This is a genomic window from Paenibacillus sp. LK1 (assembly GCF_002750415.1).
GTDB lineage: Bacteria > Bacillota > Bacilli > Paenibacillales > Paenibacillaceae > Paenibacillus > Paenibacillus taichungensis.
The window spans coordinates 26,592-52,682 of record NZ_PEII01000020.1 but is presented as its reverse complement, the minus strand read 5'-3'; the positions used below and the strand labels follow the sequence as shown (position 1 = coordinate 52,682).

At 48.5% G+C, this 26,091-nt stretch carries 22 protein-coding genes; all 22 read right to left on the bottom strand.

The window, feature by feature from the left end:
- Nucleotide 1: 1 nt before the first annotated feature.
- On the bottom strand, nucleotides 2-868 hold the full coding sequence (gene nadC / locus CS562_RS30200; RefSeq protein ID WP_099859202.1) for a carboxylating nicotinate-nucleotide diphosphorylase: 867 nt from the start codon (nucleotides 866-868) through the stop codon (nucleotides 2-4).
- Entirely contained in the window at nucleotides 865-2,484 is a 1,620-nt protein-coding gene (nadB, locus tag CS562_RS30195; RefSeq protein ID WP_099859201.1) for an L-aspartate oxidase, read from the bottom strand. The genes nadC and nadB overlap by 4 nt, the downstream gene beginning before the upstream one ends.
- Nucleotides 2,485-2,520: 36 nt before the next feature.
- Nucleotides 2,521-3,459 carry a quinolinate synthase NadA gene (gene nadA / locus CS562_RS30190; RefSeq protein WP_024633731.1) on the bottom strand — a complete coding sequence of 313 codons (939 nt, stop codon included), beginning with the start codon at nucleotides 3,457-3,459 and terminating at the stop codon, nucleotides 2,521-2,523.
- A gap of 297 nt (nucleotides 3,460-3,756) precedes the next feature.
- Nucleotides 3,757-5,802, bottom strand: coding sequence for an ATP-dependent zinc metalloprotease FtsH (gene ftsH / locus CS562_RS30185; protein WP_076292128.1), 2,046 nt, complete (start codon nucleotides 5,800-5,802; stop codon nucleotides 3,757-3,759).
- A 101-nt stretch (nucleotides 5,803-5,903) separates the two neighbouring features.
- Nucleotides 5,904-6,443 (bottom strand): hypoxanthine phosphoribosyltransferase, encoded by a 540-nt coding sequence (hpt, locus tag CS562_RS30180; protein WP_024633729.1) that lies wholly within the window; start codon nucleotides 6,441-6,443, stop codon nucleotides 5,904-5,906.
- 53 nt (nucleotides 6,444-6,496) lie between these two features.
- On the bottom strand, nucleotides 6,497-7,936 hold the full coding sequence (tilS, locus tag CS562_RS30175; protein ID WP_099859200.1) for a tRNA lysidine(34) synthetase TilS: 1,440 nt from the start codon (nucleotides 7,934-7,936) through the stop codon (nucleotides 6,497-6,499).
- A 44-nt stretch (nucleotides 7,937-7,980) separates the two neighbouring features.
- Nucleotides 7,981-8,928 carry a serine/threonine protein kinase gene (locus CS562_RS30170; RefSeq protein WP_099859199.1) on the bottom strand — a complete coding sequence of 316 codons (948 nt, stop codon included), beginning with the start codon at nucleotides 8,926-8,928 and terminating at the stop codon, nucleotides 7,981-7,983.
- Nucleotides 8,912-9,664, bottom strand: coding sequence for a vWA domain-containing protein (locus CS562_RS30165; protein ID WP_076292125.1), 753 nt, complete (start codon nucleotides 9,662-9,664; stop codon nucleotides 8,912-8,914). The genes CS562_RS30170 and CS562_RS30165 overlap by 17 nt, the downstream gene beginning before the upstream one ends.
- A gap of 85 nt (nucleotides 9,665-9,749) precedes the next feature.
- Nucleotides 9,750-12,257: a stage II sporulation protein E gene (spoIIE, locus tag CS562_RS30160; RefSeq protein WP_180287250.1), complete on the bottom strand. Its 2,508-nt coding sequence runs from the start codon at nucleotides 12,255-12,257 to the stop codon at nucleotides 9,750-9,752.
- Nucleotides 12,258-12,759: 502 nt separating this feature from the next.
- A complete protein-coding gene (locus CS562_RS30155) occupies nucleotides 12,760-13,287 on the bottom strand; it encodes a S1 domain-containing RNA-binding protein (protein ID WP_076292124.1) in 528 nt (175 codons plus the stop codon).
- 198 nt (nucleotides 13,288-13,485) lie between these two features.
- Nucleotides 13,486-13,821: an FtsB family cell division protein gene (locus tag CS562_RS30150; protein ID WP_076292123.1), complete on the bottom strand. Its 336-nt coding sequence runs from the start codon at nucleotides 13,819-13,821 to the stop codon at nucleotides 13,486-13,488.
- A 12-nt stretch (nucleotides 13,822-13,833) separates the two neighbouring features.
- Nucleotides 13,834-14,403, bottom strand: coding sequence for a spore cortex biosynthesis protein YabQ (yabQ, locus tag CS562_RS30145; RefSeq protein ID WP_024633722.1), 570 nt, complete (start codon nucleotides 14,401-14,403; stop codon nucleotides 13,834-13,836).
- The gene (gene yabP, locus CS562_RS30140) at nucleotides 14,400-14,684 is read right to left on the bottom strand and encodes a sporulation protein YabP (protein WP_053778920.1); all 285 of its coding nucleotides are present in this window, start codon (nucleotides 14,682-14,684) and stop codon (nucleotides 14,400-14,402) included. The genes yabQ and yabP overlap by 4 nt, the downstream gene beginning before the upstream one ends.
- 181 nt (nucleotides 14,685-14,865) lie before the next feature.
- Nucleotides 14,866-15,144 carry an RNA-binding S4 domain-containing protein gene (locus tag CS562_RS30135; RefSeq protein WP_024633720.1) on the bottom strand — a complete coding sequence of 93 codons (279 nt, stop codon included), beginning with the start codon at nucleotides 15,142-15,144 and terminating at the stop codon, nucleotides 14,866-14,868.
- A complete protein-coding gene (locus CS562_RS30130) occupies nucleotides 15,144-15,416 on the bottom strand; it encodes an HU family DNA-binding protein (RefSeq protein WP_017691362.1) in 273 nt (90 codons plus the stop codon). The genes CS562_RS30135 and CS562_RS30130 overlap by 1 nt, the downstream gene beginning before the upstream one ends.
- Nucleotides 15,417-15,719: 303 nt before the next feature.
- On the bottom strand, nucleotides 15,720-17,213 hold the full coding sequence (gene yabN / locus CS562_RS30125) for a bifunctional methyltransferase/pyrophosphohydrolase YabN (protein ID WP_099859198.1): 1,494 nt from the start codon (nucleotides 17,211-17,213) through the stop codon (nucleotides 15,720-15,722).
- Nucleotides 17,214-17,466: 253 nt separating this feature from the next.
- Entirely contained in the window at nucleotides 17,467-19,167 is a 1,701-nt protein-coding gene (locus CS562_RS30120) for a putative polysaccharide biosynthesis protein (RefSeq protein ID WP_099859197.1), read from the bottom strand.
- 190 nt (nucleotides 19,168-19,357) lie between these two features.
- Nucleotides 19,358-19,900, bottom strand: coding sequence for a stage V sporulation protein T (spoVT, locus tag CS562_RS30115; protein ID WP_076292120.1), 543 nt, complete (start codon nucleotides 19,898-19,900; stop codon nucleotides 19,358-19,360).
- A 319-nt stretch (nucleotides 19,901-20,219) separates the two neighbouring features.
- A complete protein-coding gene (locus CS562_RS30110) occupies nucleotides 20,220-21,368 on the bottom strand; it encodes a peptidylprolyl isomerase (RefSeq protein WP_076292119.1) in 1,149 nt (382 codons plus the stop codon).
- Entirely contained in the window at nucleotides 21,352-24,879 is a 3,528-nt protein-coding gene (mfd, locus tag CS562_RS30105; protein ID WP_099859196.1) for a transcription-repair coupling factor, read from the bottom strand. Before mfd ends, CS562_RS30110 begins: the two co-directional genes overlap by 17 nt.
- A gap of 279 nt (nucleotides 24,880-25,158) precedes the next feature.
- Nucleotides 25,159-25,389, bottom strand: a complete 231-nt coding sequence (fin, locus tag CS562_RS30100; protein ID WP_024633714.1) for an anti-sigma-F factor Fin — start codon at nucleotides 25,387-25,389, stop codon at nucleotides 25,159-25,161.
- 98 nt (nucleotides 25,390-25,487) lie between these two features.
- Nucleotides 25,488-26,048 carry an aminoacyl-tRNA hydrolase gene (gene pth / locus CS562_RS30095; RefSeq protein ID WP_063567548.1) on the bottom strand — a complete coding sequence of 187 codons (561 nt, stop codon included), beginning with the start codon at nucleotides 26,046-26,048 and terminating at the stop codon, nucleotides 25,488-25,490.
- Nucleotides 26,049-26,091 lie beyond the last annotated feature (43 nt).

Sequence of the window (26,091 nt, the reverse complement as noted above, 5' to 3'; positions counted from 1 at the left end):
TTCACCCCTCTTTCTTTTCGTTTAAATCCAGGCTAATATCCAGGCTCTCAAAAGAGTAGGTTAACCTGCCAACTGAAATTACATCCACTCCGCTCTCTGCAATACCACGAATGGTATTTAGCGAGACGTTGCCCGATGCCTCAACTTTCACATGCGGAGCCTGCTCACGAATAAGAGCAACGGCCTCACGCATCCGGTCTGGGTGCATGTTATCCAGCATAATGATATCTGCCCCAGCCTGCAAGGCTTCTCTGACCTGTTCCATGTTTTCGGTCTCTACTTCAATGGTCATTGTATGCGGAATGACAGATCGCGCACGCTGTACAGCTTCAGTAATCCCGCCTGCGCCCTTGATGTGGTTATCCTTAATCATGACGGCATCATAGAGGCCGAACCGATGATTTGCTCCGCCACCAACCCGCACTGCATATTTTTCAAGCAAGCGGTGTCCCGGTGTTGTTTTACGAGTATCGACCAGACGTGTAGAAAGGCCTTCCAACGCATCAACATAAGTACGTGTGCGGGTAGCGATACCAGACATGCGCTGAAGCAGGTTAAGGGCCAGACGCTCTCCTGTCAGCAAGCTATGTGTGCTTCCTTCTACCTCAGCCAGAATCGTACCATGCGTAACTGCATCACCGTCTTTTACCATCGGTGTGAACGCAAGGCCAGGATCCACTACCTGAAAGACGAGTTCTGCTACCGTAATTCCTGCAATGATTCCATTGTCTTTGGCATGTATCACGGCCTTGGACTGACTGCCGGCGGGAATCGTCACAGTTGTTGTGACATCCCCTGCACCAACATCCTCACGAAGCCAGTTTTTAATTGATTCGATGAGTCCTTCATTATATCCGTTCAGTATCATGACATCAATTCCTCCACAATCGCTTGTTCTCGCTGCTGCAGACTATGCTTCTGCCATACGGCATCGTCACGCTGCGGGAAATCCTCACGGTAGTGTGCTCCCCGACTTTCCTCGCGGTGTAATGCTCCAGTGGTAACCAACCAGGCACAGGTCAAAAGGTTGGCATATTCCATCTCTTCTTTGTGAGTAAACTTCTGATCAAAAAATTGCAGTTCATGTTGCAGTTTCTCTATTGCTGCTTGCAGGTTAGCGCCATTCCGGCGCAGCCCCACTTGACGCACCATCATTTTTTGCAGACGCAAACGTCTTTCGGACACCGGCTTCTGCTCTTCCTTTATGATCCTGCGAATACTTGTTAATGTGGGAACCTTTGTCTGGATTGAAGCAAGCGGAGGAAGGGATTGAATTCGATCCACGATTCTCCGGCCAAATACGATTGCTTCAGACAGAGAGTTGCTCGCCAGACGATTGGCTCCGTGTACTCCAGTAGAAGATACCTCACCACAGGCAAATAACCGGCTAATGCTGCTCTCCCCACTGAGATCCGTCTTCACTCCGCCCATCATGTAATGTGCAGCAGGAGCAACTGGAATCCAGTCTGTGGTCATATCCAGTCCGTATCGCATACAGGTCTCATAAATGGTAGGAAACCGATGTTTAATCATCTCCGCTGGTTCATGAGTGATATCCAAATATACAAAGGTACTGTTTGTCGATTCCATCTCACTGACAATGGCCCGCGCAACGATATCCCGTGGTGCCAGTTCAAGTTGTGCATGATACCGTTCCATGAAGCGCTCGCCTTTCACATTGCGCAAATAAGCTCCTTCGCCACGTACAGCCTCGGACACCAGGAAACGTGGTGCTCCCGGATAACAAAGGGAGGTCGGGTGGAATTGGATAAACTCCATGTCCCGGACAACTGCTCCGGCACGATAGGCCATCGCCACGCCATCTGCTGTAGCCACTTCCGGATTGGTCGTATATCGATACAACTGTCCAGCCCCACCAGAGCAGAGAACGGTTGCCTCTGCCTTCACAAATACTTGCGAACCGTCAGCCTTCTGTACTAGCGCACCTACACATTCTCCCTGCTCTGTAATCAGGTCAATGACAAAATGCTCATCCCACACTTTAATCCCCGGATGTTCATTCGCCTGTACAGCCAGTGCACGCACAATCTCATATCCCGTTGCATCCCCATTGGCATGCAAAATACGGCGGTGGCTGTGCGCACCTTCCTGCGTCAACGCCAACTCGCCGTTCTCCAGATCAAACAAAGTACCCAGTCGAATCAGTTCTTTCACTCCATCCGGGCCCTCGTTCACCAATGCTTCTACTGCTTCGGAGCGGCATAATCCCGCTCCTGCAACAAGTGTATCCTGCAAATGGTAGGCAGGTGAATCATCCTCAGCGATAACCGCAGCGATTCCCCCCTGCGCATACCGGGTGTTACTTTCCAGTAACGACTTCTTCGTGATCATCAACACACTGCGTTGTTCACTCGCCTTGATCGCAGTAAACAAACCAGCAATGCCCGAACCAATAACCAGCACATCCGTCTCCACCATCGGCAGCGCGGACAGATCAAAATCCACTAAATATTGCGGTATCATGTTATTTCACCTGTCTTGGAGCAAGAGTAACGCATGCTACTTCACCAGTAACATGCGCTCTAGTGATTCTCTGGCTTTGTCGGCAACGGCTGGAGGCACGTAAATTTGCGGCTTCATCGTTTCCAAGCATTTAACCAGCTTTTTCAAGTTATTGACTTTCATGTTCGGACATACGAGGAACTTGGTAGCAAAGTGGAATTGTTTGTCCGGGCTATCGAGACGCAGTTGGTATCCTGTACCGTCCTCGGTACCTACGATAAATTCTTTAGCGGACGAATTCTTACAATATTCCAGAATGGCGGTTGTGCTACCTACGAAATCACCCATCTCTACAACCTCAGGACGACATTCCGGGTGAACAACGAACTCGGCATTTGGATGCTTCGCTCTCATCTCTACCACGTCTTTGACAGTCAGCATATCATGGGTATTGCAGTAACCTTCCCAGATAATCATTTTCTTGTCTGTATGTTGTTGCACATAATGTCCCAGATTTTTATCCGGTACCCAGATGATTTCATCGGAATCAACAGATTGAATGACTCTGACAGCATTGGCCGATGTACAACAGATGTCGGTCTCTGCCTTGATCTCAGCTGAGGAATTGATGTACGTTACAACTTTGGCATTCGGGTGCTGTGCTTTCAATTTACGTAAGCCTTCAACGTTCACCATGTCCGCCATTGGGCAGCCTGCACGCTCGTCGGGGATGATAACCGTTTTGTTAGGGGCAAGAATTTTAGCGCTTTCACCCATAAAATGAACTCCGCAGAAAACGATAACATCCGCATCGGTTTGTGCCGCCTTCTGAGCCAGCAAAAACGAATCTCCCCGGAAATCAGCGACTTCCTGTACCTCGTCACGTTGATAATAATGGGCAAGAATAATGGCATTCCGTTCCTTCTTCAACTCCATCAGCCGCTCGCGCAGCTCCCGGTTCATCTCAGCCTTGCGCTCTAAAGCCAGAGCTTCCACCTGTGATCCTCTCCTTATCGGGACAGCCTTATACGCTGTTTCATATGGCAAATCCAAGTCGTTATTTTCGCTTGAGAAACGAATCACAAGCGGTTTAACACCTAATGTACACAACGTTCACGACTCTGTCAATAAATGAAATCGCCCCAGAACAAGGGCATAACCACCCATTTCCTACGTAGTTCGCCCTATAGCTCCCGGTTATCATTATCTATACAATTTGAAGGAATACATAAAAAAAGAGAGCCCGAAGGCTCTCCTTGTCATCTGCCACTATAGGACAGATGGTGTTATAAATTAAGACGTTGGCTTCGTTCCACCATCATCCGGGTCATTGCTGTTTCCTTTGTCCAGATTCGGAGCTTCGTTAGGAATATCTCCGGCTGGTGGTTCAGGCGTTTCATCTTTGCCTTGGATACGGACGCGTACATCACCGATGTTGTCGATGATCGCTTCTCCGCCTTCGCTAGGCGTACCTTCTCCATCGTTGCTGTTCTCATCTTTTGGAGTCAGGGCACCTGTCTCGATCAATTGCTTGATCTGATCCATTTCCAATGTCTCCACTTCCAGCAACGTGTTCGCGATCAGATGCACTTCTTTAGAATGTTTAACGAGTAAGTCTTTACACTTCTCATAGCATTCGTTGATGAAGCGTTGCATCTCCTGATCGATCTCGTAAGCAATGGAATCTGAGTAATTCTGTTCGTGACCGATATCACGACCCAGGAATACCTGTCCCTGCGAACTACCGAACTGCATAGGTCCCAGCTTCTCGCTCATACCGTACTCCATAACCATGCTACGGACGATACCCGTCGCTTGTTGGAAGTCACTGTATGCACCCGTACCGATTTCACCGATAAACAGTTCTTCGGAAACGCGGCCACCAAGGAGTCCAGTAATTTTGTCCAGCAATTCTTGCTTGGTAACAAGCATACGATCTTCTTTTGGCAACATGATTACATATCCACCCGCACGTCCGCGCGGAATAATGGTAACTTTATGTACCATATCGGCATGTTCCAGGAAGTAGCCTACAATGGTATGACCTGCTTCGTGATAAGCAACAATACGTTTTTCACGGTCACTGATAACACGGCTTTTCTTCTCCGTACCAACAATGACACGGTCAATCGCTTCGTCTACTTCACGCATGGAGATATCTCTGCGATTACGACGTGCCGCAAGCAATGCCGCTTCATTCAAGAGATTTTCCAAATCGGCACCGGAGAATCCGGTAGTACGCTTCGCAATAATGTCCAGCTTCACATCTTTGGTGAGTGGTTTGTTGCGTGAGTGTACTTTCAGAACCGCTTCACGACCTCTCACGTCAGGGCGATCAACCGTGATTTGACGGTCAAAACGTCCTGGACGCAACAAGGCAGGGTCCAGAATATCAGCACGGTTCGTTGCAGCAACGATGATAATACCTTCATTGGCTCCGAATCCGTCCATTTCAACGAGCAACTGGTTGAGTGTTTGTTCACGTTCGTCGTGACCACCACCAAGACCAGCACCACGCTGACGTCCTACAGCATCAATCTCATCGATAAAGATGATACATGGGGCGTTTTTCTTCGCATTTTCAAACAAGTCACGTACACGAGATGCACCGACACCGACGAACATCTCAACGAAGTCAGAACCGGAAATACTGAAGAATGGCACACCCGCTTCACCGGCAACAGCACGAGCGAGCAAGGTTTTACCTGTACCCGGAGGACCTACAAGCAGTACGCCTTTAGGAATCCGTGCACCTACTGCTGCGAATTTACGAGGGTCTTTGAGGAAGTCCACGACTTCAACAAGCTCCTGTTTCTCTTCGTCAGCACCCGCAACATCTTCAAACGTAACCCGTTTCTTCTCTTCGTTATAGAGACGAGCACGGCTTTTACCAAAGTTCATTACTTTACCGCCGCCGCCTTGAGCCTGATTAAACAGGAAGAAGAACAGCAGGAACATAATGATCAAAGGAATAAAGGAAGTCAGCAACGTCAACCAGATGCTGTCACCTTTCATAGGTTCCTGATGATATTCGAAATTGTTCGTTTCGCTTGCAGCTACAAGCTCACTAATTGCCTCATCCGTAGGAGGAATATACGTTGAGAAATTTTCTGATTTGGCTCCGTCAGGCGTCTTCCTGTATTGACCGGTCACGAGGTACGTCTGACCGTTGAATTGAACCGTCAATTCAGAGACATTATTGGTCTTGATCGCCGCGCGCAACTGATCATATCTAGGATTATCGGTGGCTTCGCCGCCATTGCTGACGAACTGGACTATCCCCACCACAACTAAAAAAAGAATCAAATAAAAAGCAGAATTCCGGATGAACCGATTCATCCCCTACCTCCTCTCGAGACACTTTAATTATTTTAACATAGCCCAACATGGCTTCTCAACAGAAGCCACCAACAGATATGGGCTTGGAACTAGCTTAAGCATTAGTTGCTGTAAACTTCCGGTTTCAGAATCCCGATGTAAGGGAGGTTCCGGTACTTCTCGGCATAATCCAGGCCATAGCCAACGATGAATGCGTCCGGAATGTCAAAGCCAGTGTAATGGGCTTCAAGTTCGACTTTGCGACCTGAAGGCTTGTCAAATAGCGTAACCACGCGGACGGATTCAGCACCGCGGTTCTGCAAGAGTTCGATCAGATAACTGAGCGTGAGTCCACTATCAATAATGTCCTCTACAATCAGAACCTCGCGTCCCTCAACGGATTCATCCAGATCCTTAATGATTTTAACCACGCCGGATGATTTGGTGGAAGCGCCATAACTCGATACTGCCATGAAATCCATCTCAACAGGTACCGTAATGTTCTTAACCAAATCAGCCATAAATATAAACGCACCCTTAAGCACACAAATGACCAAAGGATTGCGATTTGCATATTCGGCACTTATTGTTGCGCCTAATTCCTTGATTTTACTCTGAATCTCTTCTTCACTGATCAATACTTCCTGAATGTCGTTCTGCAACTGTGCGAACCTCCTAAGTTATACATATGAAAGCCTTACCTGAACCATAACCACTACCCCTGAATCGCTGAATCGCCTACAGTCATGTACAGGATTGCGGAAGTATCCTCCCTGACAGGAGCTACACTAGACCGGCGAACACCCGGTAACCAGATGATATTGCCTGCTCCATCACATACCACGGGAACCCGTGAACGGACAGAAGGGGGAATTTTCTCATCGATGAAAATATTTTTCACCTTTTTGCTTCCGTTTAATCCCATCACTTTCATGGTATCTCCAGGTAACCGTGAACGCACAACCAGCGGCATAAGCAGTTGATCTGCATCAAATGCGGCATGATCCGCCGATTCTGGTACATGATAGTCCTCGGGACTCATCGGAACGATCCGAACATGCCGGTCGATTTCCGTGAGAGAAAGCTCATAGGTTCCGCTCGATTGAGCAAGACGATATTCGTAAGATTGACCCTGTACGTCAGTCCGTACGCCGAAAGAGATCAGATCATACTCCCGGGTGCAGGCGAGTGTCTGTCCTATATCCAGGCTCCAGGTCGTCGCTTCAGGCTGAATAACCTTGCGGCGAATGGTCTCAATACGGGTAAAGTCGACAAAATCACTGTCCAAAGGCAGATAATTCAATATTAGTTTAATCAACCTTCGTTGTAAAGCGACATGTAACTTCAAAAAGGAAGGCACCTCAAAGGTTTGCCTTCCGCCGTTCGCCTGCACTAGACACCTGTATGCGTCATATGCACCTTGTTCCATGAAATCGTCTTCATCGCCCACGATTTCGGCAAGTCGATTCAAAGACGGCGTCAACTGTCCATTATATTGCCCCAAAAATGGGAGCACATCCAAGCGAATGGCATTACGCCGATATTTACGCAGGGAATTGCTTTCATCATTAAAATACAGAAAACCCTGGGTATTACAAGCTTCTACAAGGTCTGTCTTGTTTATACGAAGGCATGGACGAATAAGTTCCACATTTTTTTCTCGTCTTTTAAACTTCATTCCTGCGAGTCCGGAAAGACCACTCCCACGCAGCAAATGAAGCATAACCGTCTCTGCTTGATCATCGGCATGATGGGCCAGTGCAATGCTCGCCGCATCGTATTTGGCAGCCACTTCATGCAGAAATTCATATCGTTTGTTGCGCGCGGCCTCCTGAGGACCTTGACCGGTAAGCTTCATATAAGAAGGTACATCGGCCTTTACCCATTCAAATGCTATGCCAAGCCGGTGCGCAAGTTCTTTCATCATCTCGGCTTCATGATCGGATTCAATCCGAAAACCATGATGTACATGGGCGCAGATCAACTCCAGCGGGACATGCCTGGTACTGATCTCATGCATGATATGCAAAAAAGCTACCGAGTCCGGTCCGCCCGATATTGCGACGACAATCCGATCCCCGGGAACCCATAACTGATGCTCTTCCGCTGCATCCAGCACGTTATTCACCAGCTTGTTCCAGCGTAAAGCCTCCATACCTGTTCCTCATTCCTTACGTTATGTATATGCACTCTCACAGGTCAGAATCGTAGTGCATAGATGAGTACCCCGATAAGTAATATAACGGATACAGCAAATGCATTTTTGAGCCAACGCGGTGTTGTACTTTTGGAACGTCGGCGAAGAGGAGAAGGGCGTGCCATCATCTCTTTCCAGACCTTAGCCGCGTGTCCGGCATCCTGAAACTGACCTCGTAATGCCTGAATAGTCCAGTTTCGAAAGGGGCGAAGACGTTCGCTGCGCTCCACAAGGGCTGTAAGCTGGTTTACACTTCGCAGTTGGGGTAATCCTTCTGCAGCCAGCGCTTTGAGTGCATCAGCTTCAAGTACATGAATCAATAATAGCGCAAAAGCAAACACATCATAGGTACCATCTGCTGTTCGGCTACCCGCATTCCAGAATCCGCGATCATACCATTCAGTAAACTGCTTGACGCTCCGGCCGATAGAAGTCACTCCGCCATAGTCGATAAGTTCTACCTGCCCATAATCCGATACCAGTACATTTTGAGGTTTGAGATCGCCAAACACCCATCCAGCCTGATGCAATTGAGCCAGCTTCTGCAATAGTCTGAGTCCAACCAGAAGTGTCCAGTCCGTTCCCTGTCGCCGAATGAAGTGGTTCAGAGACTCCCCCCGAACGTAACGCATCACATAAAAGGGAATATCACGACCACGAATGGCGTAGTCATCCACATCTTTCAGATAAGAAGGAATGCCACTCTGCCGAAGGGCCTCATGATTACGCTGTAATTGAAAAGATTTGAGCACATTAATTTCCGATTGCAGATCTACTGGGTCAAATCCCATTTTAAGCGCATAATGTTTGCCATTCTCACCCCGCTGGACAAGAAAAACGATGCCGTTGGCTCCTTTGCCCAGCAGCTTCCGAATCGTATAGCGGCTGCGATTCCATTTCCCTGTGATGACTGTTCCTGGCGGGAAAGAGGCGTCAGACAACGTTGTCACCGAGCATCCCTTCTCTTTCAATGCGATAGTTCCCTTCTATTTCCTGCTGTCCCTCCAGTGTACCATAACGGTAAAAATCAATCACCCTTTGAATCGCAGGACCTGTCGGCGTCGCTCCCTTCATTTGCAAACGTCCAAACAGCGAACGAACACGGCTCGGGTCAACTGTCCAGTCGATGTCCATGACAGCTTCTTCTCCGCTATGTCGTCCAGGAAAATGAAAGACGGAAAGATGGCTCTGACCCATACGTGCCTGCAGGCTAAGCATTAAATCCCGAATCCCTTCCTCCACAGCAGCAAGCTTCGGCTTCATACTGGCACTTACATCAATGAGAAGAACGACTTGAAGCGGTGTTGTCTCCGCCATATCCTCCATCACTTCAACCACCTGTGCACGTTTAGCCGGTTCAAGGTCGGTTACCGTTTTGGGTTCGTGCTCTCCCAGAATTTGTGTTAACTCTCTATTAACCGCCTGTTGAATGGTCTGAACCACTGTTTTTCTTGTCATCATCTGCATCGTATGGGCAAGCTGCCTGGTACCTACGATCTGACTGATTCCACCCCCGGCTTTGGCAATATCCTCGATCTCTCGACTACCTAACTCACCAATGGTTCCATAATCAATAACACCAACCACGTTGACCGTAATTCCCTCTTCCCGCGCTTCCGCCGCAGCCAGCACCGGGCTTGCACCTACATTGGAACAACCGTCGGTGATCAACAAGATTTGTTTCATCCGATATCCCTCCGTTTTGGGTTACTCTCCAACTCTATGACTAGCATTGCCAGAATGAAGAGACTTCAAACAGAGGAATATGCAATTAACTAACGGTACGCGGACGTTCCATCCGGTTTATTCCGGGGACTCTCAATGTCGCCCACTCTGGGCGATAATGTTCTATTTTGCCTACAATTACAGTCATGTCATCATAGATCTCATGTTGCTGATAACGAATAACACTTTCAAGCAGACAGTCTGCTAATTCCTGAGGATCGTCACTATCAATTTCCTGAATGAGCCGCTTCATCCATAGTTCTTTGTTGACGGCATACCCCGGCGCATCATAGATACCATCTGTCATCATAATTAAAACGTCCCCTGGCTGAAGCTGTACGGTTACCAGATCCACCTCAATATCTTTGATAATACCAATCGGCAGATTGCTTGCCGAAACCTGAATAACCTCCTGCCCTCGTTTAATAAAACTTGGAGTCGATCCGATTTTCATAAACGTGGTCTCTGCCGTATATTCATCGATCAGAGCCATATCCACCGTTGCATACATTTCTTCAGGAGAACGCAGCATCAGAACGGAATTCACCGATTTGATCGCCAACTTCTCATCCATGCCCGACTGTAACAACTGCTCCAGTATATTTAGTGCAGCACTGCTCTCCATGCGTGCCCGTTCCCCATTGCCCATGCCATCGCTAAGCGCAACTGCAAAGGTTCCGTTACCCAGTTCAACTGTACTGAAACTGTCCCCGGACATCACATCTCCCCCTTTGGCAGCGGCGGCAACACCCGTTGTTATCTCAAAAGTTTTGGCAGAGCCAAAGGTAACTGTCGCCAGCCCTTGGCGAGGGTCAAGCATCGTCTCATTCAAGACGGCAATATGCTCGTCCAGTACATCTGAGATCAGCGGAGCGATCATTTTCCGGCACTCGTCAAATCCGCGTGTATAGGCATGAACAATCTCAATTTCCACATTCCCCGCTTCCAGATTAATAATTTCAATAGAATGTATGGACAGACCTAACGATTCAAGCGCATCTCGAATCTGCTCCTCTTGTTGTACCATCTCCTCACTTTCCCGTTGAATTTCTTTCGCCAGGTCCTCCATTACCTGAGATACCCCTGATAATTGCTCTGCAACCAGCTGTCGACTATCTATAATCTGACGTTTCCATTGCATGTTATGTTGATGCAGACCATACTGGGCGCGCATCACTTCAAGTACCTCCTCCGGTTTCGCACATACCCTGTTCCATTCCACCGGAATTTGCTTGCCTGACATCTCCGGGTTGGCTTCAATGGAACTCATCACATCTGTCATATATTTATAGGTCTGAATAAACTTCGCATCCCAGCATTGGGCCTTCTTAAAGCAACCCGAACATGTGCCTTCGGCTACGGCATTCATGAAGTGCTCCATCCCGCCTTCGTTCTGTACCGGCTCCCCCGCGCCAGACATCTGATCGAAGCTGCGTGACAACTGACGGAATACCTGCGAGAAGCGGGTAACCCGTTCTGCGGTGACATCACGTATTCTCTTCGCATATTCATGCTGCGACTTCGTATGATCCTGCGTGCCAGGAACATATTTGGATATGGCCGTCAGCATACTTTTTGGCGTTAACATAAACAAAACAATGGCTGCACATGTCTCCCATAAAGAATTCATGACATCTCCCGGTCCACCCAGATATATGGATAGAATAGAGGAACCCAGCAGCATGCCCAGAGCAACAGCCGCACGTTTTCCTTCCCGGAGCATACCTGCCAGCATGCCAGCAAAAGCAAGCAGACTCATCTGATATACCGCCGACATATCGGCCAAACTCAGAATGAGGCCAGTAATAACCCCAACCGAGGCTCCGAGGGGGGCTCCGCCCACCAGCGCGAAGATCAGAATGAGATACCGGGAGAGCATATGCTCTACAGACAGGGACTGGATCGTCCAGCCCACCGCCCCAGTCATCACGGAAGCCAGCAAGATGATCAGACAGAGGATCTCCTCGTTCTTTAGGTTGAATTTTTTTTTGCGATACGTGAAGATCGGTATGGCCTGTATGAAAACCAGGGTAAGCACAAAGCTGAGTACGGAATCCATCGTGAGCATTAACATGGCGTACCAGCTGAAAGACGGCCCAATAACGACGGCGAATAACTTGACCATAAAAGTAGTCGTAAACACCATCGTTGGCGCATAAGATAATTCAGCGCGGTCATAAGACTCCAGTCCTCTGAACAACAGATAGAAGATAGCGAGCTCCGAAGCAACAATCAGAGGTACCGGAAACGGTGCAAAGAGACTTCCTGCCAGCAACGCAGCCCCTACCGGAATAATGTAATCCCTACGCATGAAGGCGATAACCGCAAAGTAAGCAATCGCAAAGGGCGATAATTCATTCAGAATCATGGCCTTGCCCAGCAAAAATCCCATAAAGGTAAGAAGCAGCACCCATTTACGTGCAGCAACGATCTGGACGGCCTTGCGGGAGCTAATCCACTGTTTTAGGCGTACCGAAAGCTCCTCCCGAGCTTCTGTACCTCCTTTACCAGCTTTCATTCCCGGAAATTGAATGACATTCCACTTTTCCATCATCCTCAAGGCACCCCATTCGATTAATTTAATTTTCGTGTTTCGTTCTCGATGGTTCTGATTATAGATAGAATAGAAGACGTAGTTTGTCACAATTGGTGGGTAGGGTCCAAAAACTTTACGACAAAAGAAACAGACGCGGCGCGGTGGTGCGAAACCCCCGGCCTTATTGTGGTTTCATCCATTTGCCCAGACCCTTGCCGACAAGGCACTTGTCTGATTTTGAACCGGACGCGGTTCGTCATCGCCACGATTTGAGCAGGATACCTGTGGAATGCCACGGAAACCTGTCGGTAAAAAATGGTAGACGACAAATGTTCTTATGTACTTTTTTTCCTGCGCAGAAAAACTGGGGATATGGAGCTTCACTTTACAAAAACGGCTATGAATCCGGTTAAATGTCTATATCTGAACGGTTAAACCCCAACATTAAAAACAAACGCAAAAAAACCGTCAGCCCCAAGGCTAACGGTTTTTCTTATATTTTAAATCAGGTTGAACCAGATTACACGCGTTTGGCTCCACGGCCACCACGTTTGCCTTCTGTGTTCTTTTTCAGCGAAGAGATCCGCTCTTCACTATCTTTCAGGAAGCGTGACATTTTATCCTCAAATGAAGGTTTGCCTGCTGCGGGCTTGAAAGAACGGCCTCCGCGGTCACCACGGTTAAATCCACCGCCGCCACCACGACCTTGGCCACCACTTGGGCCTCCGCCGCTGAATCGTTCGCGATCTCCTCCACTGCGTTCCGGTCTAGGAGCTCTCGGGGGTCTGGACTGTGTTTGTTGCTCAACCGGTTTGTCAACAGCTTGCTTAATGGAAAGCCCAATCTTGCCATCCTTGTCAACGTTGATGACCTTAACGGTAACGAGGTCATTAAGCTTCAGGTGGTCGTTGACATCTTTGACATAATTGTCGGCGATTTCCGAGATGTGAACGAGACCCGTGACACCTCCTGACAGATCCACAAATGCTCCAAAATGCGTGATGCCTGTCACCTTGCCCTCTAACTTGGTGCCCACTTCAATTGCCATAGAATAAAATGATCCTCCCTTAAAAATATACAACCCGATTTTTTGAATGCCAAAATCAATGCTGTGCTAAATTAATTATACCTTATGCCGCAAACCAAGGTCAACTGAGCACTACCCCTTAAGGTAGCCTATTTTTTCCGGTATAACGGCTTCAGACATATAGATAACAATCCTTGCTCAATAATGAGCCAAATTACATCAGTTCCCTGACTCTTCAACCTGAATTGGTGTTTCCTCAGGCAGATAGTATCCTTTTTTCCGAGCCAGCTGTCCTATGTATTCGGGATCCTTCAACCGACTGACTTCGTACTTCAATTGAGCCAGCTTCTTCAACGTCTCTTCCTTTGAAGATTGCTGGGCAGCCAGATGAGAACTCTTGTCCGAAATTTGCGCAGTCTGCACAAGGAACGTATATCCTGCCCAAATGATAAACACAACCATAAAGGTCATCCATAGCATGAGACGCCTTTTGGCACCTGCAGATTTTCCTTGGCCTGCTGGAGCTTTTGATTTGTTCATAGGTGTTTTACCCATTATCGGACCTCCTTAAAACCAGCGTTTCCACATCGCTGCGATACTTGAACCCGCACGGATCAGGAAGCGTGGCGTAACCCAATGTTTCAGGATTGGCCTAAACATCCAGCGGAACAACTTGCCGAAAGGTACCAAACATTGCAGCACCAGCTTACCCAGGAATAACAGTATGGCGAGTACGAAACCAAATAATACGCGCACTAGCTTGTATAGTCCTTTAGCGGGCATAACGATCAGGATGTTAAGGATATGTCCACACCAATGAATCAGCGTTCTTGCGAGTTTAATTAACATTACCACAAAACGCTGGGTTGTAACACTTAAAAGCCAAAAATAGAAGCAAACCCCTATAATCAGCCCCAAAAAGACATAAAACCGCAGCTGTCCGTGGTTCCCGGCGTACAGCATCCGGAAGACGAACAGCGCGGAAGCGACCCAATACAACAGATCTAGCGTGTGGACGCTCCATCTCGGGAACCGCAGCTGACCGGACAGTACCCGGTAACTGTCGTAGGCCATCCCCATCACGGCTCCCGACATCAGCATCCACATCAATGTGATCCATTGAGTATCCGGACTCATCGGAACATCTTGCCGAACAGGCCTTTACCGTTTTTGGACTGAGAACCGGGGTCCAGATATTGAAGAGAACTGACAGTGCCCTCGATGGATAACAAACCGTCCTCCAGGCTCAGGTTTTTGATATGTAAATTGTGCCCCCGGATGGTCAGATGCCCAAGTTCAGTTTGCAGCAAAAATTCCTCACTGTCGAAGCTCTCCACATTGGAGACACCCGTCAGATCCAGCAGTTTCCGATTCTGCATGCTCAGATGATGCTGTTTCGTTTTACTTTGCTCAACCATGGCATGTACCCCTCCTTCTTAACCCTAGCTTATGGATCAGAAGTGCAGAATAGAACCAAGGTTGGATGAAAGCAATTGTCCGGAAAACAGGTGGAACACAAAAACGCCCTTCCCTGCACGGGAAAGGCGTTTCTCTTCATTTTGCAATGAATGTTGTAGAAAAGTATATCAGGCATCCCTGTTACCAGTTCAGACCGTTATCCTTGGCGATCGGCTCTTCCTTAACCAAGGTGTAGAGGCTGCTCGCCTCATCCTTCTTGGTACTCTCGGCAAGACGCTCCACCTTCACGGTGACCAGCTTTTGACCGAACTGAACCGTAAGCTCATCGCCCACTTTGACAGCGGCGCTTGGCTTCGCTTCACGTCCGTTCACCAGCACACGTCCCTGTTCGGAAACGTCCTTGGCTACGGTGCGGCGTTTGATCAGCCGAGAGACCTTCAGGAATTTATCAAGACGCATTATTTTACGGCTTCTTTAAGTTTGTTGCCTGCTTTGAACGCAGGAACGGTGGACTCAGGAATCACGATTTCATTCCCTGTTTGTGGGTTACGTCCGGTACGACCGGAACGTTTGCGGGTCTCAAAAGTGCCAAAGCCGATCAGTTGTACTTTGTCTCCGCTGGCAAGTGCATCTGTAATTTCTCCCAAAAAGCCGTTCAATACGGACTCAACGTCTTTTTTAGTCAAACCGCTTTTGGTGGAAATGTTGTTAATCAGATCTGTTTTGTTCATTTTTAAAAGCCTCCCAAATTGAAAAAAAAGTATCTGCGAATCCGTGACAACAGATCTGCTGCTGCTGCTGGCTCCGCGCAAGGTTACTACACATGTATTCTGGCTTGGCATCTGAAATCCTGCCTCGGTCTTCGACTTTTTTCACTTTTTGTCGGTCCTGCCCAAGAACAGTCTAAGTCCAGTACCCGAAACACCTCTCCGTTAATCACACGCTTTCTCGTGCAATTCGCTCGAGATGCTTCGACGACGATACGCATGATGCAACTAATGATATCGGATCAGCGCCCAAAATGCCAGAACCCTTTACAATCCAGCTTTTTTCGCTGCCTGCCAGTATTGCTCCATTTCATCGACATTGCTGTCTGACGGAGTTCTTCCCTGTTCACGTAGACGCTCCTCGATATACTGAAAACGCTGAATGAATTTCCGATTGGTGGCGGCAAGCGCCTCCTCCGGATCTGTATCAATAAATCTCGCAACATTGGCCGCTGCAAACAATAAATCGCCCAGTTCCAACTTCCGCTCTTCCGCAGATTGGTTATGCTGTACCGCTTCTTTTAGCTCTGCCAGTTCTTCCTCGATCTTGGCAAAGACACCTTCCACGTCATCCCAATCGAAGCCAACTTTGGCCGCTTTTTTCTGTAATTTGTACCCTTTCATCAAGGCGGGCAAGTCACGGGGAATGCCGTCCAGCACAGAAGTCTGCTGTAGATCCTGTCCCTTGCGCTTTTTCTCCTCTGCCTTCATCTGTTCCCAGTTTTGCAACGCTTCATTCGCATTCCCTGCCTGTTGTTCACCGAATACGTGCGGATGACGGAAAATTAGCTTGTCGTTCAATCCTTCAATAACATCGTACACGTTAAACGTGCCAACCTCTTCTTCCATCTGGGAGTGCAGCAAAATCTGCAACAGGAGATCACCTAGCTCTTCCTTCATGTGATCAGGATCATCTTCATCAATCGTTTCAATAACTTCATAGGTTTCCTCAATCAGGTTTTTGCGGATCGACTGGTGGGTCTGCTCCTGATCCCATGGACAGCCGCCTGGACTGCGAAGAATATTCACGATTTCATGAAGTCGTGCGAAGGAGCGCCGACGAAGCGCGTCATCCGTATTTTTGGGCACATATATCAATGAGAGATTACCGTACCCTTCAATCCGGTCCAGATCATGCAGCGGTACCTTGTGTATGATTTCCTGTCCCTGTACACCCAAGGCATGTCCGACAAATACCGGATAATCGTCAGGATAAACGTCCATCAGGCACAGTTTAACGTCGGAAGCGGTAAACACATCATATACTTGTCCAATCAAGGTATGAAGCTGCGGCTGCACCAGTTCCGTATTCAGACTGCTGGCATCGAGAAGCTGAAACCCTTCAATAGGATCGAATCCAAGACGAATAAACGCCTCATCCAGAAAGCTTTCCCCGCCCATAACGCGCAGCGAAATGCCCATTTGTGGGCAGCGCTCCTTCAACAGGCGTACACTCGCTTCAGCGACCATGGGATGCCCTGGCACGGCATAAACGATCTCGGTACCCGGCTCGCCCTTGCGTGCGGCCTCAATCAGCCGATCTGCAATTTCGTCGTACACTTCCGGAAAAGAATCCTTCGCCTCATAGATGGCATCAAAGGATGTCATCTCCAGCCCTTCCTGCTTGAGATCATTCAATACAGGATGATCCAGTGTGCGCACATACAGCGTCGCTGCATGTTTCATTTTTTTGATGATTCCTACCGTCAGCTGATCTGCATCTCCAGATCCAAGACCGACTACTGTCAAAGCTGCACTCATCTTTATAAGCCTCCATCCGAACTATCCTGTTCCAACTTTCCATCCTTGATCAAAACCAATCGTGGACGGGACATACATAGTACAGAACAGGGCTCTATAATTACACGTATTATACCAGAATTAGACGTTATCCTATAATTGCATTTGCATATTACACAGTGTGACTCATTCAACCTCTGCTGCTCCGCTTTAGAATGGAAGAGGCGAGGTGAATGGACGGCGTGGCGCTAAGTGTAGCAGCGCAACACGAGGGTTAGCGCAGCACACGCAGTCTGCGCAGCAGCTTGGCCAGCAGCGGCCCCAGCTTGGGCACGGCCGCCAGCTCTGCGGCGGTCAGCAGTCCCGTTCGGGCCGCTGCCAGCAAGAACACGGCCGAGCCTGCAGCTATGCCAAGCAGGCTCACGCCCATCGCGGCCAGCCTGCGGTCGGCCGCGATACCGATGCCGCCGAGCACAGCTTCGGCGGCCCAGGCAGTGCCTGCCGCCGCCACGCTCATGGCGGCGATAACCAGCGCCGGCTTCGCCAAGACGGCGCCAGGAGCGGGGCGCAGGGCGACAAGTCGCGCCAGCAGCGCCACATTCAGGCCAGCCGCCAGCATGTAGGCGACTGCGCCTGCCAGGGCCGCGCCGCTGATGCCCAGCGCCGGCACAAGCATGACGTTCAGCAGCGCCTTGACGCCTGCGGCGGCCAGCATGCTGAACGCAGGAGCGCGCACGGCGCCGAGGCCTTGCAGCAGCGCCGCCGCGATAATGCTGACGGTGCTGCCCGCAGCCGTCAGCGCCATGTACCGCAGGGCTTCGGTGCCTGCGGCATCCCCGTACAGCATGCGGTTAATCGGCTCTGCCAGCACCGCCAAACCTGCGGATGCCGCCAGGCCGATTAACCAGAACCAACGCAGCGCAAGGCCTGCTTGCTGCTTCACGGCTTCTGGCCCGCCTTTCAGTCGGGCTTCGGCCATCGCCGGAATAAAGAGCACAGACAGTGACGTGGCAAGCATCGTCACCAACTGAACCAGCGGCAAGCCCCGGTTGTAAATTCCGAAGGACACCATGGATTGAAGCTCATCCAGCCCTTCTCGTTTTAACAAGCGGGGTACCGTAAAGGTATCCACCAGATTCATCAATGGCACAGCCAATGATCCAAGACAGACCGGAATGGCATAGATCAGTAGCGTCCGCATCCACTCACCGTTGGATCGCCGCTCCTCAGACAGAAGGCTGCTCCCCACGCTTCGGTGTTCTTTGTTTTTCTCCATTTGCCCAGCTGCCTCAGTACTTTTCATAACAGCGAGCCTTTCCCCATTTTTCCGTCGATGATGGTACACATATCCAAGCATCGTAACTAACCCGGCAAACCCTCCTGCCACTGAGCCAATCATAGCTCCAGCTGCTATAGTCTCCAATGAAGCGTCCCGTCCCATGAGCCACAACAACAGAACAATCATCACCGTGACCCGTACAGTCTGCTCTACCACCTGGGATACCGCTGTAGGCACCATTTGCTGCAACCCCTGGAAATATCCGCGCAAGCCTGTCATCACCGGTACAAACAACAATGCCATCGAAGCTGCCCGAATGGACGGTACGACACTTCCGTTACCAATCAGGTTTCCAATAAGCGGTGCACCGATATACATTAACAAAGCCAGCGCCAGTCCAATTCCACCGAGCAGCATCGAGGACAAGCGTATAACCCTCCTGCCTTCTTCCGGTCGACCAAGTGCATTCTGCTCGGCTACGAATTTGGATGCAGCCACAGGCAGCCCTGCAGCAGCAATGGTAATGATGAGCATATAGAACGGGTACACCGTGTTGTAGATGCCAAAAACACCGTCTCCCCCCAGATTCTGAAGCGGAATCTTCTGAAAAGCACCAATGATTTTGGATATAATGGCGGCAAGCCCAAGTACAAATGCGCCCTGAAGCAATCTTGAGCCTGTAGACAACTGTTTCATATGTCCCTCCTGCGTATGTCCATGCGTTCTTTCTCCAAAGTATACTTAGTTATTATACCTGTCCAAAGGCGCACAGACTAACCCTTCCAGGTATCCTGTCCTTCAGGACATCATCCACACGGTCTACAGCTTCCCTAAAATGCAAAAACTCCTGGTTGCCCTCAGGGCACCAGGAGTTAATCTGCTTTTTTTATTGCTCCATCTGTTTGCCAAGGAACCCGGCAGCCGTTTCAGACATTTTGATTTCCATCTGAGACATCTTCACCGACTCATCCTTGTTGAAAAGGATAACCGTTCCGATGGGGTCACCACCCGAAATGATTGGGGCGATAACAAAAGACGATAACGTCTCGTCATGATCTTTGCTAAGCTCATAAGAACCATTGTTGGTCTCCAAAATCGTCTTGCGGTTTTCCATACAACTCTCCACCAGTTGACCTACCTGCTTGTCCAGATACTCTTTCTTGGAACCGCCTGCGACCGTAATAATCGTATCGCGGTCAGAGATCATCGTTACATGGCCTGTACTTTCATACAGCGATTCTGCATATTCTTTGGCAAAATCACCAAGTTCGCCAATCGGCGAGTATTTTTTAAGAATAACTTCTCCATCGCGGTCCACAAAAATCTCAAGTGGATCGCCTTCACGGATACGTAACGTACGGCGGATTTCTTTCGGAATGACCACTCGACCGAGGTCATCTATACGGCGGACAATACCAGTAGCTTTCATTTCACATGTTGCCCCACTTTCTCGAGAAGATTTTTCAACTACTGTTCCTTAATGGGTAGAGGAAAGTCCCAGAACGTTTAGTGTGATATCTTGACCATAGTATTCATCTGTTCCCATTTCCTTATACATACTTTGGAGAATATAGTTGTGTAAACTTCCACAGAAGGCGACCATGTACCCACTTTGCTCCATAGATACAAGCAAAAGCAAGAGGGAGGCCTTAAGTCCCCCTCTTGCTTTTCTGTATGGTTGTCCATATTTGAAGCGTTCAGTGTATCACCCAGACAAACGTATTAGCTGGATGTACGCATTCGCTATCTTACTTACCGCTTGTATCTGTACTTTCATCTGTTTTTGTATCCTTGTCGGTTCCAGTTGTTCCTTGATCCGTTTTGGTATCGGTACCCGCATCGGTTTTTTCACCCTCAGTACCAGTTCCTGTACCGGTTGTGCCTTCGGTAGTACCTTCAGTCGTACCTTCTTCAGCCTTGTCTGTTTTCGGCAGTTTTACTTCTTTTACGATTTTGTCCAGTTCGCTGGTCATGAATGTATCGATCTCAGCAGCGGCCAATTGGCTTTTGAGTGTTTCTTTTTGTTCAGCAGTCAATTTCGCGTAGTCCGCTTCTGTACGTTTTTCTACTTTCATGATGTGATAACCATATTCAGTCTCTACAGGATCACTGATTTTGTTCAATGGCAGCGTTTTTGCTGCTTCCTTGAACGCATCTACCCAGCTAGCTACAGGTGTATCTTCATACAATCCGCCTTTTTCTGCAGAACCTGTGTCTTCAGAGTATTTCTTCGCAATTTCAGCAAAGTCTGCTCCGCCGTCCAATTTGGCTTTCACTTCTTTTGCAAGTTTCAGAGCATCTTCCTTTTTACGCTCTTTTTGCGTTTTTGGATCAGTAAAGTTAATCAGTACGTGACGAACAGACGCCGTTGTGAACTGATCTTTATTTTTCTCAAATTCAGCTTTAATCGCATCTTCAGTAACGCCAGTTTCTTTGTCCTTAATTACCGTCATAATGCGAGTCATGTAATCCTTAATGTTCTGGTCTGTCAGATTCTGAGCTTTCAGCATCTCAGTCCATTGGTCAGCTTGAACAGAAGCTTTCATTTTGTCGAATTGCTCTGTCGCTGTTTTTTCACCTTCGGTTTTGGCTGCATCACTTGCTTTTCCACTCAAATATTCATATGCAACTTCCTGTTTTACCAGGTACTCCTTGAAATCATCCATATCCATCATTTGTGCATATTCCGGATAGAGGAATTTCATGACCCGTTGCTCCATGTCGAATTCATTGGCTGTAATTGTACCGCCATCATACGTAGCGACTACTGCACTTGTATCCTTTGGTTCCGTTGTCGCTTCTTCCTTCTTGCCACAAGCAGCAAGCAGTGATAGGGACAGTACTGCTACCATACTCACAGACAGTACTTTCCCTACTTTTTTATACTTTGCTAACATCCTTTAGTTCCCCCTTTGATTTAAAAGCACTTTTCATGGACTCCAGAAATTTCTCTACCAGCTCCATCAGTTGCTTGTCCCCAAGCCCTTTGCCCTTGACATGAATAAGCATATGGGGTCCTTGTTCAAATTGTACACGTCTTTCGAACTGATTTCCAATGTGTGCGATTTTTGAGAGTTCAAATGCATGTTCTCGGCCTTCATAGAACTTCACTGTAAGATCATCTCCGCGTTGGGAGATGGATTCGATACCGTAGATCTTGCCATAGACTTTCATTCTGGCCACCGCCAGCAGATTGATCACGGCTTCCGGCAGATCTCCGAATCGGTCAACCAATTCGTCTTCCAGTTCCATTGCATCGTCGAAGGAGGCAATAACCGCCACTTTTTTATAAATTTCAATCTTCTGAATACTGTCATAAATATAATCCGACGGCAAGTACGCATCGATACTGAGATCCAGCGTTGTGTTCCACTGATCGGATGGCACCGGCTCTTCGCCAAGCATCGTAACTTTGCGTTTGTTAATTTCCTCTGCCAGCATCTGAGAATACAGATCGAATCCGACAGACGCAATAAAGCCGTGCTGTTCAGCTCCGAGCAGATTACCCGCGCCGCGGATCGACAAATCACGCATCGCGATCTTGAATCCCGAACCCAGTTCGGTGAATTCCTTGATCGATTGCAGACGTTTCTCAGCAACTTCGGTCAGCACTTTGTCCCGTTGGTACGTGAAATAGGCATACGCAATCCGATTGGAACGTCCCACCCGTCCACGCAGCTGGTACAGCTGGGAAAGACCCATTTTGTCCGCGTCATGCACGATCAGCGTATTTACGTTAGGAATATCCACCCCGGTCTCAATGATGCTTGTGCTGACGAGCACGTCATATTCACCATCCAGGAAGTCCAGAATAGTTTTCTCCAGCTCCGTTTCCGACATCTGGCCATGCCCCACACCCACCTTGGCTTCAGGGACCAATTCGGAAATTTCGGCAGCCATCTCCTGAATTCCCTGCACACGGTTATACAAGTAGTAGACCTGACCACCACGAGCTAACTCACGTTCAATCGCTTCACGAACAAGCGCCTGACTGTGTTCAACAACATACGTCTGTACCGGAAAACGGTTTTCCGGCGGTGTCTCGATAACCGACAGATCCCGAACGCCCAGCATGGACATGTGAAGGGTACGCGGAATCGGCGTCGCTGTCAGTGTCAGCACGTCCACGTTTGTTTTCAGCTTTTTCAGTTTTTCCTTGTGAGTTACACCAAAGCGCTGCTCTTCATCTACAATTAACAGGCCAAGATCCTTGAAGACTAGATCCTGTGACAATAACCGATGAGTACCAATGACGATATCGACGGTGCCTGCCTTGATACCTTTGGCCGTCTCATTCTGTTCTTTACGTGAACGGAATCGACTAAGTACATGAATGTTGAATGGATAACCCGAGAAACGCTCACGGAACGTTTCATAATGCTGCTGTGCCAAAATGGTTGTAGGTACTAATACAGCAACTTGTTTCCCCTCAATGGCAGCCTTAAATGCAGCACGGATCGCAACCTCGGTTTTGCCGTAACCGACATCCCCACACAATAAACGGTCCATCGGACGATTTTGTTCCATATCCTTCTTGATTTCTTCAATTGCACGCACCTGATCACGTGTCTCATCATAAGGGAACATGTCCTCGAACTCCTGCTGTTCCGCAGAGTCTTTGTCGAAGCCGAAGCCTTTTGACGTCTGGCGTTCCGCATAAAGCTTGATTAGATCATCAGCAATATCCTGTACAGATGTGCGGACTTTGTTTTTAACCCGTGTCCACTCATTACCGCCCAGCTTATATATTTTCGGCTCTTTCTCTTCCGAACCGACATATTTCTGAATCAGATCAATCTGCTCAATCGGTACAGACAGTTTGTCTCCACCTGCATATAGAATATGCATGTAATCCTTGTGAATACCGCCAACCTCAAGTGTGCCGATCCCGAGATACTTACCAATCCCGTGATTCTGGTGAACGACATAATCGCCCACTTTCAGCTCACTATAGGATTTAATGCGTTCAGCGTTGTCCACATTGCGAATCGGTTTGCGCACTTTGCGCTGCTTCTGTGAGAACATCTCACCTTCGGTAACGACAGCCAGATGAATAGAAGGCATTTCAAATCCGGTTTGCAAGTTGCCAATAAGCATCTCCGGCTCAGGGATATCATAGTCCATGAGTACCCGGCGCATCCGATCAAGTCTTTCCTCACCGTTAGCCAGCATGAGTACTTGAACTCCGGCTTTCTGCCAGCGCTCCATTTCTGCTTTGAGCACATTCATCTGACCATGGAAGTCCTGCATTCCACGGCTGATAAAGTTAAGGATATTCTGCGGTTGGGTATGAGGAACCTGACGCAAAAAGATGGACATAAACAGCGTCTGGAATGGACGTTCATAGATCAGATCATCCCCATCTGCCGACAGATGCAGGTCCGGAAGAGTCTTCCCGTTTTGCATCAAATGTAGATTCCACTCCGACTCATCCCGGTCAAGCTGTTTCGACGTCTCAGCGAGCCTTGCTGGCTCGTCGAGTACAAGTAACGTATCTTCTGGCATGTAGTCGTAGATCGTCTTGTTTTCCGGATAGAGCGGTGAAATATATTTATACATTTCGGAGAAATACACATGCTCCCGTAGAAGTTCGATCTCGCGATGAATTTCTTCTCGCAGACGCAGCTTAGCCTGCCGATCCGTCATTTTCTCCAACTGTTGGTCAAGCAAAATAACGGCTGCATCGGCAGCCTTCTCCATACGTTCGCGATCTGCAATTAACTCTTTGCACGGCAGAACCGTCACTTCATCAATTCGTTCAATGGAACGCTGGTCTGCAGGATCAAATGTACGAATGGAATCGATCTCATCATCGAATAATTCCACACGATACGCAATGGACGATGTGACTGGATAGAAGTCAATAATTCCACCACGCACGCTCATCTCGCCGCGTGATTCTACACGCTCTACACGTTCATATCCGAGCTTCACCATCTCCAGCAGGAATGAATCCAGCTCCAGTGTATTACCTTGTTTAATTGTAATCTGAGCATTAGCCATCACTTCTGGAAGTGGAACATAGCGCCGTACCCCGGAAAACGGGATAACAACAACGCCCCTGAATCCCTGGGCGCAACGGACCAACACGTCAATACGCTGACCCAATGTTTCCGGACTGGAAACAGCAGCTTCAGCGGCAACAAGTTCGTTGGCAGGATAGAGCAGCACCTGATCCGATGAAAGCGCTTCCTGTAAATCTTCTGCGATTTTTTGAGCGGAAAACATATTGTGTGTCACAACGAGCAGGGGTCTGTTCATTTCCTGATGTAAGGCAGCCAGCATAATCTGACGTGCCGAACCGGATAAGCCCGAAACCAATTGCTCCTTCATACCGGATGTAATCCCGGCCGTAATGGATCCGAAGTCCGGATCTTTGGAAAAAGCCTGTATAAGTGCTTGTAACAAAAGGGGCACCTCTCTTATAACTTACTTGAGTATCTCACGCCTGCGCGCAGGTTCACCACATTAGAAATTGGATACAAATTCCTTTTTGTCCTGTTTCATCATAAAGGATAAGTCGCTTCTTTGCCACATCCGTTTGATGTAGCTGAAGGGTAATTTCACATATAGTCTGGTTTCATCCCAACTGAAAAGAAGCCTCAGCAGGCTGCCAAGGCTATAAAGGTGGAGCGGTATTCCTCAGCCACCATCATCTGTCATAAGTTCTAGCTGCGGGCGAGTTAATTACTGAAGCGGACTCGCAAGCAGGCTCAGCTCAGGATTGAATTCCAGAGCTTCTTTGCAATAATCACATGTAATCCGAACGGTTATATCGCCACCGGAATTATACGCTATTATATCCCTCCGCTCGTCGGGGGTCAAGAAATGAAAGCCCAATTGCGCTTCCGTTATCCGGGCAGAATCGATTCGTCCAATAAAAGTACGGCAATGCCTGCACACATAATTCACTGACATGTTTATGCCTCCTGAACATGGTTTATACGTCCAGTATGCCCATTAAGACTGAATCGAACCCGAATCTTGATCATTTTTCCAGTGTCAGTTGCAGCGGTTCACCCGTTGAACTTGGCCATTGTCTGTTCAAACGTATGATCCAGACTATACTCCAATGCATCACAGGTCTGTTCGATCGTTTGATCGAGTGCTTCCTTTTCGTTCTTCATAAACTTGGACAGTACGTAGTCTACAATGGCATGTCCCGGTTCTGGTCGGGATATTCCCATCCGCACCCGGTTAAACTGCTGTGTACCGGTATGCTGGATAATGGATTTGATTCCATTGTGACCACCTGCACTGCCCTGGTAACGCAATCTGACTTTGCCTGTTTCCGTGTCCATGTCGTCATAGACGACAATCAGGTCTTCCAGACTAACTTTATAAAAATCCATATAAGCCCTTACCGACTCACCGGACAGGTTCATAAACGTCATTGGTTTAATCAGCACCGTTTTGACGCCACCAATTACACCTTCTCCAATCAGCGCCTTGCATTTGCTCTGCGTTATGGAGATATTATGCCGCTCTGCAAGTCGATCAAGTGCCATAAAACCGATATTATGACGGGTTTTAGCGTAGTTCGGGCCTGGATTTCCGAGGCCGACAATCCACTTCATCTTGTTCCCTCCTTCGGATCAGCCTAAGGTGAAGCATAGACTT

Coding starts and splice junctions, on each gene's coding strand:
- nadC (WP_099859202.1), bottom strand. CDS start 868: ATGATACTGAACGGATATAATGAAGGACTCATCGAATCAATTAAAAAC.
- nadB (WP_099859201.1), bottom strand. CDS start 2,484: ATGATACCGCAATATTTAGTGGATTTTGATCTGTCCGCGCTGCCGATG.
- ftsH (WP_076292128.1), bottom strand. CDS start 5,802: ATGAATCGGTTCATCCGGAATTCTGCTTTTTATTTGATTCTTTTTTTA.
- tilS (WP_099859200.1), bottom strand. CDS start 7,936: ATGGAGGCTTTACGCTGGAACAAGCTGGTGAATAACGTGCTGGATGCA.
- CS562_RS30165 (WP_076292125.1), bottom strand. CDS start 9,664: ATGAAACAAATCTTGTTGATCACCGACGGTTGTTCCAATGTAGGTGCA.
- spoIIE (WP_180287250.1), bottom strand. CDS start 12,257: ATGATGGAAAAGTGGAATGTCATTCAATTTCCGGGAATGAAAGCTGGT.
- CS562_RS30155 (WP_076292124.1), bottom strand. CDS start 13,287: ATGGCAATTGAAGTGGGCACCAAGTTAGAGGGCAAGGTGACAGGCATC.
- CS562_RS30150 (WP_076292123.1), bottom strand. CDS start 13,821: ATGGGTAAAACACCTATGAACAAATCAAAAGCTCCAGCAGGCCAAGGA.
- yabQ (WP_024633722.1), bottom strand. CDS start 14,403: ATGAGTCCGGATACTCAATGGATCACATTGATGTGGATGCTGATGTCG.
- yabP (WP_053778920.1), bottom strand. CDS start 14,684: ATGGTTGAGCAAAGTAAAACGAAACAGCATCATCTGAGCATGCAGAAT.
- CS562_RS30135 (WP_024633720.1), bottom strand. CDS start 15,144: ATGCGTCTTGATAAATTCCTGAAGGTCTCTCGGCTGATCAAACGCCGC.
- CS562_RS30130 (WP_017691362.1), bottom strand. CDS start 15,416: ATGAACAAAACAGATCTGATTAACAACATTTCCACCAAAAGCGGTTTG.
- yabN (WP_099859198.1), bottom strand. CDS start 17,213: ATGAGTGCAGCTTTGACAGTAGTCGGTCTTGGATCTGGAGATGCAGAT.
- CS562_RS30120 (WP_099859197.1), bottom strand. CDS start 19,167: ATGAAACAGTTGTCTACAGGCTCAAGATTGCTTCAGGGCGCATTTGTA.
- spoVT (WP_076292120.1), bottom strand. CDS start 19,900: ATGAAAGCTACTGGTATTGTCCGCCGTATAGATGACCTCGGTCGAGTG.
- CS562_RS30110 (WP_076292119.1), bottom strand. CDS start 21,368: ATGTTAGCAAAGTATAAAAAAGTAGGGAAAGTACTGTCTGTGAGTATG.
- fin (WP_024633714.1), bottom strand. CDS start 25,389: ATGTCAGTGAATTATGTGTGCAGGCATTGCCGTACTTTTATTGGACGA.
- pth (WP_063567548.1), bottom strand. CDS start 26,048: ATGAAGTGGATTGTCGGCCTCGGAAATCCAGGCCCGAACTACGCTAAA.